Origin of the sequence: Pseudomonas arsenicoxydans (genome assembly GCF_006438915.1) — a bacterium.
Taxonomy (GTDB): Bacteria; Pseudomonadota; Gammaproteobacteria; order Pseudomonadales; family Pseudomonadaceae; genus Aquipseudomonas; species Aquipseudomonas arsenicoxydans_A.
Genome location: NZ_RCZE01000009.1, coordinates 112,501 through 127,666, shown reverse-complemented (window position 1 = coordinate 127,666; position 15,166 = coordinate 112,501). Strand labels below are relative to the sequence as shown.

General features: G+C 57.4%; 14 protein-coding genes. 7 read left to right on the top strand and 7 right to left on the bottom strand.

Going from position 1 to position 15,166, the window contains the following annotated elements:
* Positions 1 to 58: 58 nt before the first annotated feature.
* Positions 59 to 943, bottom strand: a complete 885-nt coding sequence (locus EAH78_RS19550) for a LysR family transcriptional regulator (protein WP_140668980.1) — start codon at positions 941 to 943, stop codon at positions 59 to 61.
* Between the two features lie 162 nt (positions 944 to 1,105).
* Here EAH78_RS19550 and EAH78_RS19545 point away from each other — a divergent pair, with 162 nt between their 5' ends.
* The 5 genes from EAH78_RS19545 to EAH78_RS19525 all read left to right on the top strand — a co-directional run bounded on the left by EAH78_RS19545 (position 1,106) and on the right by EAH78_RS19525 (position 5,800).
* Positions 1,106 to 2,461 (top strand): MFS transporter, encoded by a 1,356-nt coding sequence (locus EAH78_RS19545; protein ID WP_140668979.1) that lies wholly within the window; start codon positions 1,106 to 1,108, stop codon positions 2,459 to 2,461.
* A gap of 15 nt (positions 2,462 to 2,476) precedes the next feature.
* The gene (locus tag EAH78_RS19540) at positions 2,477 to 2,932 is read left to right on the top strand and encodes a type II 3-dehydroquinate dehydratase (protein ID WP_140668978.1); all 456 of its coding nucleotides are present in this window, start codon (positions 2,477 to 2,479) and stop codon (positions 2,930 to 2,932) included.
* Between the two features lie 132 nt (positions 2,933 to 3,064).
* Positions 3,065 to 4,360, top strand: a complete 1,296-nt coding sequence (locus EAH78_RS19535) for an OprD family porin (RefSeq protein ID WP_140668977.1) — start codon at positions 3,065 to 3,067, stop codon at positions 4,358 to 4,360.
* 337 nt (positions 4,361 to 4,697) lie between these two features.
* Complete coding sequence (locus EAH78_RS19530) at positions 4,698 to 4,916, top strand: PLD nuclease N-terminal domain-containing protein (RefSeq protein ID WP_027925286.1); 219 nt, start codon at positions 4,698 to 4,700, stop codon at positions 4,914 to 4,916.
* A gap of 590 nt (positions 4,917 to 5,506) precedes the next feature.
* Positions 5,507 to 5,800: a fructose-bisphosphate aldolase gene (locus tag EAH78_RS19525; protein ID WP_140668976.1), complete on the top strand. Its 294-nt coding sequence runs from the start codon at positions 5,507 to 5,509 to the stop codon at positions 5,798 to 5,800.
* A 220-nt stretch (positions 5,801 to 6,020) separates the two neighbouring features.
* Here the strand turns inward: EAH78_RS19525 and EAH78_RS19520 are convergent, their stop codons facing one another.
* The 6 genes from EAH78_RS19520 to EAH78_RS19495 form a co-directional block, all read right to left on the bottom strand.
* Complete coding sequence (locus EAH78_RS19520) at positions 6,021 to 6,407, bottom strand: hypothetical protein (protein WP_140668975.1); 387 nt, start codon at positions 6,405 to 6,407, stop codon at positions 6,021 to 6,023.
* Between the two features lie 246 nt (positions 6,408 to 6,653).
* Entirely contained in the window at positions 6,654 to 7,100 is a 447-nt protein-coding gene (locus EAH78_RS19515) for an NUDIX hydrolase (RefSeq protein ID WP_140668974.1), read from the bottom strand.
* A gap of 115 nt (positions 7,101 to 7,215) precedes the next feature.
* Complete coding sequence (locus EAH78_RS19510; RefSeq protein ID WP_046027697.1) at positions 7,216 to 7,764, bottom strand: cupin domain-containing protein; 549 nt, start codon at positions 7,762 to 7,764, stop codon at positions 7,216 to 7,218.
* A gap of 406 nt (positions 7,765 to 8,170) precedes the next feature.
* Positions 8,171 to 9,454, bottom strand: coding sequence for an NAD(P)/FAD-dependent oxidoreductase (locus tag EAH78_RS19505; protein ID WP_140669114.1), 1,284 nt, complete (start codon positions 9,452 to 9,454; stop codon positions 8,171 to 8,173).
* A gap of 72 nt (positions 9,455 to 9,526) precedes the next feature.
* Positions 9,527 to 11,017, bottom strand: coding sequence for an aldehyde dehydrogenase (locus EAH78_RS19500; protein WP_140668973.1), 1,491 nt, complete (start codon positions 11,015 to 11,017; stop codon positions 9,527 to 9,529).
* A gap of 211 nt (positions 11,018 to 11,228) precedes the next feature.
* Positions 11,229 to 12,605 (bottom strand): glutamine synthetase family protein, encoded by a 1,377-nt coding sequence (locus EAH78_RS19495; protein ID WP_123436074.1) that lies wholly within the window; start codon positions 12,603 to 12,605, stop codon positions 11,229 to 11,231.
* A 284-nt stretch (positions 12,606 to 12,889) separates the two neighbouring features.
* Between EAH78_RS19495 and EAH78_RS19490 the strand changes: the two genes are divergently transcribed.
* Complete coding sequence (locus EAH78_RS19490) at positions 12,890 to 13,651, top strand: gamma-glutamyl-gamma-aminobutyrate hydrolase family protein (RefSeq protein ID WP_140668972.1); 762 nt, start codon at positions 12,890 to 12,892, stop codon at positions 13,649 to 13,651.
* Between the two features lie 370 nt (positions 13,652 to 14,021).
* Positions 14,022 to 15,164 (top strand): polyamine ABC transporter ATP-binding protein, encoded by a 1,143-nt coding sequence (gene potA / locus EAH78_RS19480; RefSeq protein ID WP_140668971.1) that lies wholly within the window; start codon positions 14,022 to 14,024, stop codon positions 15,162 to 15,164.
* Positions 15,165 to 15,166 lie beyond the last annotated feature (2 nt).

Below are 15,166 nucleotides of genomic sequence, written 5' to 3'. Positions count from 1 at the left end.
GTCATCCCTGTGGGGTTACGACATGGTTCGACACTCTACTATCGAAACGCGGGCAAGGTTATCCCCACCCATGAGCCTCTTCAATAAAGTGCAGCACCGCACTGGAACGCTCATCAATTCGTGAAATCAGCGACAGCTCACTGACCATTTCCTCTTGAGCCAAGGGCACAATGCGTATGCCCGGCATGGTCAGGCGGGTCATGGTTTCAGGCACGATGCTCAGGCCGATGCCGGCGGCCACTAGCCCGGGGATGCTCATTAGCGACGGCACATACATGATGTTCTGCGGGTGCAACTGGTTCTGCCGGCACGCCTGAAGGGTATGGGAGGTCAGGCCGATGCCGGCGCTGTCCTGCAGGAACACGAACTTTTCATGGCGCAGTGTCGCCAGGTCTCCGCTGAAGCTGTCGACCAGTTCATGGTTGTCCGGCATCAGCAGGACGAGTCTGGACTGGCTGAAATGGTGGGTGCGTAAACGTTCCGGCAAGTGATCCTTGAACACCCTGGCAAAGGCCAGGTCGAGTTTGTGGTCGAGCAACATGTCGAACTGCGCGCGAATACCGGCGTCCACCAGCGATACCTTGACCTCAGGGAACGTGCTGAAGTAATGCCGAAGCAATTGCGGCAAATTGGCCTCGAACAACGCTGAGTGGTAGCCGATGTTGATCTCGCCCACTTCCCCGCGCCTGGCACGCCGGGCAGCCGCTATTGCCAGCTCGCTGGACTCGATGGACTGCCGCGCATGGGGTAGAAACGCCTCACCGGCAGCGGTCAACGCCACCCCGCGGTTTTCCCGGCGAAACAATACTAGCCCGAGCTCGGACTCAAGCGTGCGCATCAATTGACTCAGCGCCGGTTGCGCAATGCCCAGTTGCTCGGCTGCGCGACTAAAATGTTGCAGGTCGGCCGCGACCACAAAGGCTTTCAGGTGACGCAGTTCCATAATTCGCACCCATAAGGTCAGCTTATGTATTTGTCTGGATTTCGATAATTATTCTGCAAGCAGTATGGGTTAACGTCTACTCACTTCGACGTTTCTGCTGGCGCCCTCGCCCGGGCTGGATCGTTGGGGTACCCCATAATCATAAAAATGACGAGCACCTCAATGAGCACAACCAGTCACGAGACTCATGATTTGCGCATGCCTCGCAAAGCGGTGACCGCCGCGACCATCGGCACCGCCCTGGAGTGGTTTGACTTCACTTTGTATGGCGCTGTGTCGGCGACCATTCTGCCCAAGCTGTTCTTCCCGGCGATGGAACCGACGGCCGGCCTGCTCGCGTCGCTGGCGACCTTCGGCGTTGGCCTGGCCGCGCGACCATTGGGCGCCATTACGTGCGGCTACCTCGGCGACAAACTAGGCCGCCGCAACCTGATGTTGGCCACTGTGACCATGATGGGCCTGGCGTCGGTATTGATGGGCTTGTTGCCCACCTACAACCAGGTGGGGATCTGGGCACCGATCCTGCTGGTCATGCTGCGGATCATTCAAGGTTTCGCCCTGGGCGGTGAGTCCACCGGGGCACAACTGATGGCGCTGGAGCACGCCGCCCCCGATCGCCGCGGACGGTATTCGGGCATGCTCGGTTTGTGCTCACCGCTGAGCCAGATAATGGCCAATGGTGTGTTGATGGGCCTGGCAGCGACACTTTCAAGTGAGCAATTCGAAAGCTTCGGCTGGCGTATTCCCTTCCTCATGAGCTTCGTACTGGTGGTGGTCGCGATCTTCATCCGCCTGAAAGTCGATGAAACCCCGGCCTTCGTCGCGTTGAAAAAGACCCCGGTGAAGCAGGAAAAAAGCCCGCTAAAATCGGCCGTCGGCAGCCATTACAAGACCATCCTGCGTTTGATGCTGTTCTTCTGCTCGCCTGCTGCGCTGTTCTACCTGATCGTGATTTTTTCCCTCAGCTACCTGACCAAGCACCTGGGCTTCAGCCAATCGACGGGCTTCATGTCGCTGATGGTGGCGAACGTCTGCGCCATTTTCGGTGCGCTGGCCGGCGGTTATCTGGCAGATCGCTGGGGCCGCAAGAAGGCGCTGGCCCTGGGTTCATGCATGACCTTGCTGATCCTGTTCGTCTACTTCCCGATCCTCAATACGCTCAACGTCCCCGCCATCATGGCAATCATGGGGCTGTTCCTGGGCTTCACCCAGTTCCAGAGCGGCATCCAGCCGGTGGCCTTCGCCGAAGCATTCCCGACCCAGGTTCGTTACTCCGGCTCGGCCCTGGCCTACACCGGCGCCAACCTGGTGATTGGCGGCCCTATGCCGATGATCGCCGTGTGGATGATGAGCCAGTCGAACAACTCCCCTTGGCCTCTGGTGACGCTGTGCGCGGTGATCAACCTGATCTCGCTGGCCATGATCGTCATCGGCCCGGAAACCCGCGGCATCGACCTTAACGCCGTCGCCAAAGACGACGCCGTCGACTCTCGCGCTTCAGCCATTCTTTCCAAATAACGCAGCAGGACGACCATGAACCGCACCGTCTTCATCCTCAACGGCCCTAATTTGAACCTGCTGGGTCGTCGCGAGCCGCACATTTACGGCCACACCACGCTCGATCAGATTCGCCAGACCAGTGAAAGGCTGGCCGAGGAGCTTGACCTGGTCTGCGACTTTCGCCAGACCAACCACGAAGGCGTGATGGTCGACTGGATTCAGGAGGCGTTTGAACAAGGCGCGGCACTGATCATCAACCCGGCCGGTTTTTCGTTTCACTCGATTCCGGTACTCGATGCCCTGAAGCTGGTCGACACACCGCTGATCGAACTGCACCTGTCGAACATCCATGCCCGCGATGAACTGCATCGCCACTCGATCATGTCCGGCGTGGTCAATGCGGTGATTTGCGGCATGGGCGCCGACGGTTATCCGCTGGCCATCAGGGCCATTGATGACCTGCTGCGTCGTCAGGTTGCCACCCACTAATACACCTCTTCTCCAGACACTTGCACGGCGGTCTCTTGGCAGATTTTTGCCAGGGCTGCCTGCACCTGAAATTCAGTCGCCGGCAGCAAAAACGTGCCGAAAAAAATAATAATTCATCGCGAGACAATCACCATGCGCCACACTTATTTTCGCCGTAACGTGCCCGCACACTACTCATTGATCGGTCTGACCCTGGCACTCAGTGCCGTCTCGGCAACGGTCGTTCAGGCCGATGAAAATAGCGGTTTTATCGAAGGCGCTACTGCCACCCTTAATCTGCGCAACGCCTATATCAATCGCAACTTCGTCAATCCCGCCTACCCGAATGCTGCCGCACCGCAAAACAAAGCCGAGGAATGGACGCAAAACTTTATCCTCGATGCCCGCTCCGGCTACACCCAGGGAACGGTAGGTTTCGGTGTTGATGTACTGGGCCTTTATTCGCAAAAACTCGACGGGGGCAAAGGCACTGGCGGCACGCAACTGTTGCCAATCGACAGCGATGGACGTCCTGCTGACAACTTTGGGCGCCTTGGCGTTGCCGCCAAGGCCAAGGTTTCGAAAACAGTCGTCAAAGTCGGCGAATGGGTGAGTACCCTGCCGATTCTGCGTTCGGATGACGGCCGCTCGTTACCGCAGACCTTTCGGGGTGCTCAGGTCACCTCCCAGGAGGTCGGCGGGTTGACGTTGTATGGCGGCCAGTTCCAGCAGAACAGCCCGCGTAACGACGCCAGCATGGAAGACATGTCCCTGAACGGGAAACCTGCGTTCACCTCCGACCGATTCAACTTCGGCGGCGGTGAATACACCTTCAACGAGAAGCGCACCACGGTTGGGCTCTGGTACGACGAACTAAAAGACATCTATCAGCAGCAATATTTCAGCCTCAATCACAGTCAACCCGTGGGTGACTGGACGCTGGGCGCCAATATGGGCTTTTTCTCGGGTAAGGAAAACGGCGCCAGCCTGGCCGGCGATCTGGACAACAAGACCGCCTTCGGCCTGTTCTCCGCCAAACTGGGGGGAAACACGTTCTATGTGGGTCTGCAAAAACTCACCGGAGAGAGCGCCTGGATGCGGGTCAACGGTTCCAGTGGCGGCACATTGGCGAACGACAGCTACAACTCCAGCTACGACAATGCGCAGGAACATTCCTGGCAGGTTCGCCATGACTTTAACTTTGTCGCAGTGGGTGTGCCGGGGCTGACCATGATGAACCGCTACATCAGTGGCGATAATGTGCACACAGGTGCTATCACCGATGGCAAGGAATGGGGTCGCGAGTCGGAGCTGGCCTATGTGGTTCAATCTGGCGCCTTGAAAAACCTGAGCGTCAAATGGCGAAATTCCAGTATCCGGAAAAACTTCAGCACCAACGAATTCGACGAAAACCGGCTGTTCATCAGCTACCCGATTTCGTTGTTGTAAGGCGGCCCACATAGGCACGCTGGCCTATCCACGTGGATAGGGATGAGACCCGCGTGATTTAAAAGCGGGGATGTCGACGAGTCTGTTCGTCGAATCCCCGTTCACTCCTGATCCATCACCTCGGCCAGTCCCCTATCCTCCCCCAGAAACCCGCCGCTTTGACGCTGCCACAGCCGCGCGACTTGCCTCTTCGCGAGCCTGCTCGCGAAGAGGCCCTGACAGTCAACATCAATACTGACTGTCACACCTGCGCGAGCACTCACCACAAAACCCCAAAATTTAATGAACCCCGCCCACCCCAGCTCACCTAACTGAATGACTATCAGGAGGGTGACGAATGCAAACCGAAACAATCTGGATCGTACTCGTGGCAGTGCTTCTGCTGATCGAGCTTTGGGCCATCAACCGAGTCCGCAAAGCCCAAGGTAAATCAAGTAACAAACTCTTGTGGATCGTAGTGATCGTCTTCGTGCCGCTGATCGGCGTCGTGGCATGGGCACTGACCGGCCCGAAACACACCGAACATAACCCGCATTCGCCCCAAGCCAGGCAATGACGTCGAACGATCAAAGCCCCAATGATTCGGGGCTTTGTCGTTTCTGCCCATCCGAAAATCGTGTAGGAAACCGCCCTCTGTGGCGAGGGAGCTTGCTCCCGCTGGGCAGCGAAGCGGCCCCAATACTCACCGCATTTTTAAACACGCTTACATCCCGTAGCAGCTGGCGAAGCTTGCGTCCTACTGCGCAGCAGCCGCGATCCCGGCACGCACGGTACACCTGACATTAAACAACCTCCGAGATCACGACGGCCACTCAACCAAACGCAGTCTCCACCCTCCACCCATAACCCGCCTTTACGTCCTACAACCCCGTTTGCAGCCGCCAAAATCGACGCCTATATTCGACCCGTCGCTGACCGCAGTTAGCGATTGGGTTTCGCAGCCCTACAGAATAGAATCAGCCGGCACCGTCATAAGACACCCAGGCGAGCTTCGCCTGCGTCGCAGTTTATGGCGGCTGTGCGTGGGAGACTTTCGAGTCTGCCGGGTTTGATTCTTCCTGGTCTGCGAACCCGCGCACAGTTGCCACCCATTTTGTATCGCAGCAAAAAGGTGGCAGTTCATTCCCTCAAAAAGAATCTTATCTAATGAAAACGAACAACCCGCCCCGCCGTTTCACCCCAATGTCCCAACTCGCCACCGACTACCCCGTCCTGCTCATCGACAGCGACGCCCCACTGCGTGAACTACACAACTGCGTCAGCGAACGCCTCAGCGCCGTCCTCAAATACCTAAACCTGATGGCCTGCACCAGCCTCCCCGACTACGCCGAAAACGACATCAACACCGTCACAAACATCGCCCGGATTTTAATCCAGGATGTGAGCGATGTGTTTCGGGTGATTGAGCAGCGTGGGTTTGATGTACCTAAAGTGAACTGACCCGATCTGAACCGCAGCAACCCAACCTGTTGCGGTTCTTTATCGTCTGAACACATTCCGCAATGCTCGATTCCTTTCCAACGGGCAGGCTGCAAAAGAAAAGGTGACAGATCTATTTGTAAAATAGATCTGTCACCTCTGACCTTTTTTCCTTCCTTTTTTCGGTTGTCACCTTTTTCCGGTTACCTTTTTTCTTTATTCCTCACAAGAAAAACCATAGTTAAATCAAATAAAACCTTGCACCCTTACCTGCTATATAACCATTGCGCTGTACCCCTACCAACACAAAAGCATCCACTAAAATCGCCAAAGTACCCATAGATGTTAAAAAATAATCAACTACTGACCCCCTAATTGATTCCCCTCTATAGTCCACACGCACTTTCGTCCCACAGCCAAGACGGTCTTTAAAAACATATATTTCCTCTAGCGGTTCACTCTCTGCAACGGGAGGAGGCGCTGCAGGTAAAGTGTCTACTTGGCTCGCTGCAAACTGCTCAAAATCCAACAACGAAATAGGCGGTCCCACAGCTCGTGTGTTTTGGTCGTCCCAAATAATGTCTTTAAACACACCATGATTCAAAAAAATATCATCAGAATTACTCATCGCAATACTCCTAAAAAATCGAGACCAACAATAACTTCATGGCTCGTTCTGCAATTGGATATTGAATTAAAAATAAAATTATCTCACCTGTCAGATCTGACAGTTTTTTAGATTTTAAATGAATAAAAAACCATCACAAACAAATTAAACACAACAAGGAAGAACAAAAAAGGCGGCCGTAAAGGTTATAGATCTGTTATGAAATAATCTGACGCTGATTTTTCCAGAGTTCTTGAGTGGCAAGTGTTAGTCCAACAGCGTTACTTTTTTCAGCAATTCATAAAGCCCATCAGGAACCAACGGCGCGTCATCAGTAAAGCCTTCCCACGCAAGCCACTTCGCAGTAAAGGTTGCGCCATCGGTTTCTTGACCATCCAAATGCGGGAGCGCATAGACGCTGACATCGACGAATTTCGCATCGTAGATCTGCACGATTTCATGACCGGGCGTGCCGGCATACGTAAAGATGTTTTCAAGCGTACCGAGTAAGCGAACATCGGTGATAGCTAATCCAAGTTCTTCCTGAACTTCACGTTCAATGGCCTGGGCACTGGTTTCGCCGAACTCGATACCGCCACCGATTGGGCGGAAGAATGGGCGGTTTTTGATGGGGTCGTGGGCTTCGCTGAGCAGGATCTTGCCATCGTGATGGAAGATGCAAAGTGCGACGGGGCGGATGCGGGGTGGGGTCATGAGGTAAAGTCCATTTTCTTCTATTAAACGCTGAAACAGCTGCTTCCATTCAGCTTGGGTGTTGGATGCGGACGCAGCCTTCGGCAGCTGCTACAGGGTTGCGTCCGTATTGAAGTTAGAAGTTGGCCGGGGTGTTGGCGCTGATGATTTCCGCTTCATCCTGGCCGATATTGCGAAACTTGTGCGGCAAAGTCGTCGGAAAGTAGTAGCCATCGCCCGCATTGAGCACGCTGATCTGCCCATCCACTGTCAATTCAACTGTGCCACGCGTGACGAGTCCACACTCCTCGCCTTCCGAGTGAACGATGGGCTCCTCGCCAGAACTCGCCCCAGGCGCGTACTGCTCGCGCAACAGGCGCATCTGCCGACTCGGCACCGAAGCCCCGATCAGCAACAACCGCAGCCCATGACGGCCAAGATCCGGCTGTTCATTGGCCCGGAACACGTATTGATGCTCACGCGGTGGCTGATCAAAGGTGAAGAAGTCCGCCAAAGACATGGGAATGCCTTCGAGCAGTTTTTTCAGGGAGCTGACGGAGGGACTGACACGATTTTGTTCGATCAGGGAGATGGTGGCATTGGTGACGCCGCTACGCCGGGCCAGCTCGCGCTGGGACATTTTGTAGCTTTCGCGTACTAATTTGAGTCGTGAGCCCGTGTCCATGACAGCCTTATGCGAAGAATACTTAAGGGTTATGGGGGTGGATGGCGGGCGACTTTTGGCCGCGAGAGTACCGCTTCCCTGTCCCGGAAATTTGAAAGGCGGGTATTAAATCACGTTTGGGGGTGTTGCTCAGCAGGTTCGATAACTGGTTAGTGAAAAAGCTGAGGGTGGTCATGTCGGGCTGTTCTGCTGTGTGGGTTTTGGGGGTGTCAGGTGGGATTGATAGTGGCTGATATGGCCTCTTCGCGAGCAAGCCCGCTCCCACATTTGATTTGGGGTGTTAGGGGCACAGGTGATCTCCTGTGGGAGCCGAGCTTGCTCGCGATGGCGGTGTGTCAGGCAACATCAATGTTGACTGTGCCGCCGTCATCGCGAGCAAGCTCGGCTCCTACAGGGATTGTGGCGATTAGATGCCGAAACGGTCGCGCAGCGAGTAGTACACGGCGCCGAGGGCGGTCAACGGTGCCGAGAAGGTGCGGCCACCGAGCATCGGCATGTGCGGGAGCGAAGCGAAAGCATCGAAGCGTTCAGCGTCGCCGCGGATCATTTCCGAGATGAGTTTGCCGGCCAGGTGCGAGCAGGTGACGCCGTGGCCGCTGTAGCCTTGCATGTAGTAGGCGTTTTTTTCGATGCGGCCGAATTGCGGCATGCGCGACATGGTCAGCAGGAAGTTGCCGGTCCAGCGGTAGTCAATCTTCACGTCCTTCAATTGCGGGAAGGTCTTGAGGATTTTCGGCTTGATCAGTTGTTCGATGTCGTCCGGTTCACGGGCGCCATAGACCACGCCGCCGCCGTACAGCAGGCGGTTGTCGGCGGTCAGGCGGTAGTAGTCGAGCAGGTAGTTGCAGTCTTCGACGCAGTAGTTGTTTTTGATCAGGCTGCGCGCAACCTTTTCCGACAACGGTTCGGTGACGACGATCTGCGAGCCGCACGGCATGCTTTTGCTGGTCACGCGATTGTCGAGGCCCTGCGGCAGGTAGGCGTTACCGGCGATCAGCAGGTACTTGGCGCGGACCATGCCTTTGGCGGTGCGCACGGTGATCGGTTCGCCGTAGGTGATTTCCACCGCCGCCGATTGTTCGTAGATTTTGCCACCGAGGCCGATGATGGCCGAGGCTTCGCCGAGGGCCAGGTTCAGCGGATGGATGTGGCCACCCTGCAGGTCGAGCAGGCCGCCGACGTAGGCATCGGAACCGACTTCACGCTTGATGTCAGCCGTGTCGAGCATTTTCAGGTTCTTGTTGCCGTAGCGCTCCCAGCTCTTCTTCTGCTCGGCCAGGCCTTTGAGTTGCTTCTTGTTCATCGCGGCGAAGATGCCACCGGGCTTGTAGTCGCACTGGATGTCGTAGTGCTGTATGCGCTGACGAATGATGTCGGCGCCTTCGAAGATCATGCTGCCGAGGACTTCAGCGGTTTTGTCGCCGTAGCGTTCTTCGATGACATCGACGTCGCGGCTGTAGGAGTTGACCAGTTGACCGCCGTTGCGACCGCTGGCGCCGAACCCGACCTTGGCGGCTTCGAGAACGGTCACGCTGTAGCCTGCTTCCGCGAGGAACAGGGCCGAAGACAAACCGGTGTAGCCGGCGCCGATGATGCAGACGTCGCAGTCCACCGCTTGTTCGAGCACCGGGAAGTCACCGGTGAAGTTGCGGGTGGCGGCGTAGTAGCTGTTTACGTGGGTTTGTTTCACAGAATCTTGTTTCATAGCTTTCTCCGATGGCCACCGGCAGCGTGCCGGCGACCGTCGCTTTTTTTATAGGTATTAGAGCTTGATCCAGGTCGCTTTGAGCTCGGTGTATTTGTCGAACGCGTGCAGCGATTTGTCCCGACCGTTACCCGACTGCTTGTACCCGCCGAACGGTGCAGTCATGTCGCCGCCGTCGTACTGGTTGACCCAGACGCTGCCGGCGCGCAAACCGCGCGCGAAGGTGTGGGCCTTGCTCAGGTTGCTGGTCCAGACGCCGGCGGCCAGGCCGAAGATGCTGTCGTTGGCGATGGCCAGGGCTTCTTCAGCGGTGTCGAAGGTGATCAGCGAAAGCACCGGGCCGAAAATTTCTTCGCGGGCGATGGTCATGGCGTTGGTCACGCCGTCGAAAATCGCCGGTTCCACGTACAGGCCGCCGGTGCTTTCGAGGGTGCGGCTGCCGCCGGCGATCAGTTGCGCGCCCTGGTCTTTGCCGACCTGGATGTAACGCAACACGTTATCCAGTTGACGCTGGTCGACGACCGCGCCGACGGTGGTTTCCGGGTCCAGGGCATGGCCCGGTTTCCACGCTTGCAGCGCTTCCACCAGCAGCGGAATGAACTGCTCGCGGATCGAACGCTCCACCAGCAAGCGCGAGCCAGCGGTGCAGACTTCGCCCTGGTTGAAGGCAATCGCACCGGCCGCTGCTTGTGCTGCCGCGCGAAGGTCCGGCGCGTCGGCGAACACCACGTTCGGGCTCTTGCCGCCGGCTTCGAGCCACACGCGTTTCATGTTGCTCTGTCCGGCGTAGATCATCAGTTGCTTGGCAATCGCGGTGGAGCCGGTGAAGGCCAGCACGTCGACGTCCATGTGCAACGCCAACGCCTTGCCGACGGTGTGGCCGTAGCCCGGCAGAACGTTGAACACGCCTTTCGGAATGCCAGCGTCCAGTGCCAACTGCGCGATGCGAATGGCGGTGAGCGGCGACTTTTCCGAAGGCTTGAGAATGAACGAGTTACCAGCGGCCAGGGCCGGGGCGAACTTCCAGCTGGCCATGATCAACGGGAAGTTCCACGGCACGATGGCGGCGACCACGCCCGCAGGTTCGCGGGTGATGAGGCCGAGTTGGTCGTGCGGGGTGGCGGCGACTTCGTCGTAGATCTTGTCGATGGCTTCGGCGCTCCAGCGGATCGCGTTGGCGGTCGCTGGAATGTCGATGTTCATCGAGTCGTTGATCGGTTTGCCCATGTCGAGGGTTTCGAGCAGGGCCAGTTCTTCCTGGTTGGCCAGGATCAGGTCGGCGAAGCGGATAAGGATACGCTTGCGCTCGGCCGGGGCCAGGTTGGCCCAGATGCCGGATTCAAACGTGCGGCGCGCGACGGCGACGGCTGCATTGGCGTCGGCTTCGTCGGTGCTGGCGACGTTGGCCAGGAAACGGCCGTCGACCGGGCTCATGCACTCAAAGGTGTCGCCGCTGAGTGCCGGGCAGTATTGGCCGTCGATGAATGCACGGGCTTCGATAGTGAGGGACTGGAAGCGTTGTTCCCAGTCGCTGCGAGTGTTTGTCATGGTTGTGACTCGACGCAGAGGAATAAATGATCGTTGGATTGATGCCAATCAATTGAGGATTTGAAATGCAATCCCTTGTGGGAGCGGGCTTGCTCGCGAAGGCGGCGGCACATTCAATATTAACGTCGCCTGACACACCGCTTTCGCGAGCAAGCCCGCTCCCACATTTGATGGGTGGTGTATGCAGAGAATGCGTACACCAACAGGTCAATCAAACGGTGTGCAAGTACCAGTTGTACTCAAGGTCGGAAATGGAGTTCTCGAACTCGGCCAGCTCGCTTTCCTTGCACGCCACGAACACGTCGATGTACAGCGGGTCGATGTAACGGGCCATGACTTCGCTGTCGTCCAGCTCGCGCAGTGCATCGCGCAGGTTGTTCGGCAGGCTCTGCTCGTTTTGCTCGTAGCTGTTGCCTTCCACCGGGGCACCCGGCTCGATCTGGTTGGTCAGGCCGTGGTGAATACCGGCCAGCACCGAAGCCATCAACAGGTACGGGTTGGCGTCGGCACCCGCAACGCGGTGTTCGATGCGCACCGAGTCCGGCGAGCCGGTTGGCACACGCACCGCCACGGTACGGTTGTCGATGCCCCAGCTCGGCGAGTTCGGCACATAGAACTGCGCGCCGAATCGACGGTACGAGTTGACGTTCGGGCAGAGGAACGCCATCTGCGCCGGCAGGGTCTCGAGCACACCGCCGATCGCGTGTCGCAGCGCGGCGTTCTGCTCGGGATCCTCGCTGGCAAAGATGTTGTTGCCTTCTTTGTCGAGAATCGAAATGTGCACGTGCAAACCGTTGCCCGCCTGACCTGGATAGGGCTTGGCCATAAACGTGGTGTCCATCTCGTGGTCGTAGGCGATGTTTTTCACCAGACGCTTGAGCAACACCGCGTAGTCGCAGGCCTTGATCGGGTCGTTGACGTGATGCAGGTTCACTTCGAACTGCGCCGGGGCGCTTTCCTTGACGATGGCGTCGGCAGGAATGCCCTGCTCTTTCGCGCCTTCGAGGATGTCTTGCAGGCAGTCGACGTATTCGTCGAGGTCATCGATCAGGTACACCTGAGTCGACACCGGACGCTTGCCCGATACCGGCGAACGCGGCGACTGCGGACGACCGTTCACGTTGTCCTGGTCGATCAGATAAAACTCGAGTTCGAAGGCTGCGCAGATGGTCAGGCCCAGGTCATCGAACTTGCGCACGATATTGGCCAACACTTCTCGCGGGTCGGCAAAGAACGGCTGGCCTTCGAGTTCGTGCATGGTCATCAGCAATTGAGCGGTTGGGCGCTTCTGCCACGGCTCAATGCTCAGGGTGCCGGGGATGGGGAAGCAGATTCGGTCAGAGTCGCCGATGTCCAGACCCAGGCCGGTGCTTTCCACCGTAGACCCGTTGATGTCCAGAGCAAACAGGGACGCCGGCAGGTTAATGCCTTTTTCGTAGACCTTATGAAGACTGGTGCGCTCGATGCGCTTGCCGCGCACCACGCCGTTCATATCCGCAATCAGAAGGTCGACGTACAAAACCTCAGGATATTTCTTAAGGAATGCGTTTGCTTCGTTGAGTTGAACGGCACGCAGAGGGACCGACATGATGCACCTATTTTTTAGCTGTTAATTATTATGTTCACTACCCTTTCACGAGCCCAGTCAACCCGAACGGCAAAGTGAAGTCAATAGCGAACATTTGAGCCTTCAACCTTTATTTTCGGGCCTTTTATGGGCACGAGAGTGCCAGATCAGTCGTGCACACCGTGTAAATGCTGAAGATCGGACGTGCGGCGTTTAGAATTTTTTACATGAGAGTTGTTAATTAAAATCAACAAGGCTAAGCTCCGGAAAAGCTCGTTCAAGTGTGAAACTTCGAGGTGATAAAAATGGCATTCAAGCCATTGATCGGCGTTACTGCATGCGTCAAACAGATTGGCCTGCACCCCTACCACATCAGTGGCGACAAGTACTTGCGTGCTGTCAGCGTCGCGGCTTTGGGGCTGCCTGTGGTCATACCCTCCTTGGGCGAGTTGACTGAAATCGAGGATGTGCTCGCGCATCTCGACGGTCTGCTGCTGACCGGCTCCCCCTCGAATGTGGAACCTTTCCAATATCAGGGCCCGGCCAGCGCTCCCGGCACGGATCACGATCCGGCGCGGGATGCCACGACCCTTCCTTTATTACGTGCGGCCATTGCGGCCGGCGTGCCGGTACTCGGCATCTGCCGGGGCTTTCAGGAAATGAACGTGGCGTTTGGTGGCAGCCTGCACCAGAAGGTCCACGAACTGCCGGGCATGCTCGATCACCGTGAAGCAGACAGCCCTGAGCTGGCGGTGCAATACGCACCGGCGCATGCGGTGACGGTGCAACCGGGCGGCGTGTTTGAAGCCTTGGAGTTGCCAGTCGAGTTCATGGTCAATTCGATTCACAGCCAGGGCATCGACAGACTCGCCCCCGGCCTGCGAGCCGAAGCGATTGCGCCGGACGGTTTGATCGAGGCGATCTCGGTGGAGCACAGCCCGACGTTTGCCGTCGGCGTGCAATGGCACCCGGAATGGCAGGTGCTCACCAATCCTCCTTATTTGAGTATTTTCCAGGCGTTCGGCGATGCGTGCCGGCGACGGGCCGCGCTGCGTAAAAGCCGCTGACTTAATACCCAAACAACCGATTACTGCCCCCGCGAGTCAGGCGGGCGCGCCTTTGCGCGCCCGCCCCTCGCGACAGCAACACTGCGATAACAACAAGTACTACCAGGCAGCCAGGACGGCGGCGCCGAATAAGCCCAATGGGCATGGACGATATCAGTGAGCCAGGCTCAGTCCATGTGGGAGCGGGCTTGCTCGCGAAGGCGGAGTGTCAGTCGACATCATTGTTGCCTGATGCACCGCCTTCGCGAGCAAGCCCGCTCCCACAAGGGATCTTCGCTGATCTGACTGACATCGCCCGCCCCGGGGCTTGCAATCAACTATTAAGTCAGGCCGCGTTGGCCCGACGACTGAAACCTGTTGGGAGTTTCACATGGCAAACGCCTCCAGCACTTACAGGAAGGCTCTTGAAGGTCACCAGACATCGAAAAAGGTGTTGTTGAAGGTCGACCGCGTCACCAAGAAGTTCGACGAAACCTGCGCAGTAGACGATGTCTCGCTCGAGATTCATCAAGGCGAGATCTTCGCCCTGCTCGGCGGGTCCGGTTCCGGCAAATCGACCCTGCTGCGCATGCTCGCAGGCTTCGAGCGCCCGACCGATGGGCGGATTTTCCTCGACGGTGTGGACATCACCGACATGCCGCCGTACGAGCGGCCGATCAACATGATGTTCCAGTCGTACGCCTTGTTCCCGCACATGACGGTGGCGCAGAACATCGCCTTCGGCCTCAAGCAGGACCGTTTGCCCGCCAGCGAAATTGACGCCCGCGTCGAAGAAATGCTGCGCCTGGTGCACATGACCCAATACGCCAAGCGCAAGCCGCATCAACTGTCCGGTGGTCAGCGTCAGCGTGTCGCCCTCGCCCGCTCCCTGGCCAAGCGCCCGAAGCTGTTGCTGCTCGACGAACCGATGGGCGCACTGGATAAAAAGCTGCGTTCGCAGATGCAACTGGAGCTGGTAGAAATCATCGAGCGCGTCGGTGTGACGTGCGTGATGGTGACCCACGACCAGGAAGAGGCCATGACCATGGCCCAGCGCATCGCGATCATGCACCTGGGCTGGATCGCGCAAATCGGCAGCCCGGTCGACATCTATGAAGCACCGGTCAGCCGCATGGTCTGCGAGTTCATCGGCAACGTTAACGCCTTCGACGGCACCGTGGTGGAAGACCTGGAAGGTCACGCGATCATCCACAGCCCGGACCTCGAGCAGAAGATTTACGTCGGTCACGGCGTCAGCACTTCGGTGCAGGACAAGTCGATCACCTACGCGATCCGCCCGGAAAAAATGCTGGTCAGCACGGTCAAGCCCGAGAACCGCTACAACTGGTCCAAAGGCAAAGTGCATGACATCGCCTACCTCGGCGGTCACTCGGTGTTCTACGTCGAACTGCCAAGCGGCAAAGTCGTGCAGTCGTTCATGGCCAACGCCGAACGCCGTGGCGCGCGTCCGACCTGGGACGACACCGTCTACGTGTGGTGGGAAGACGACAGCGGCGTGGTACTGCGCTCATGAAA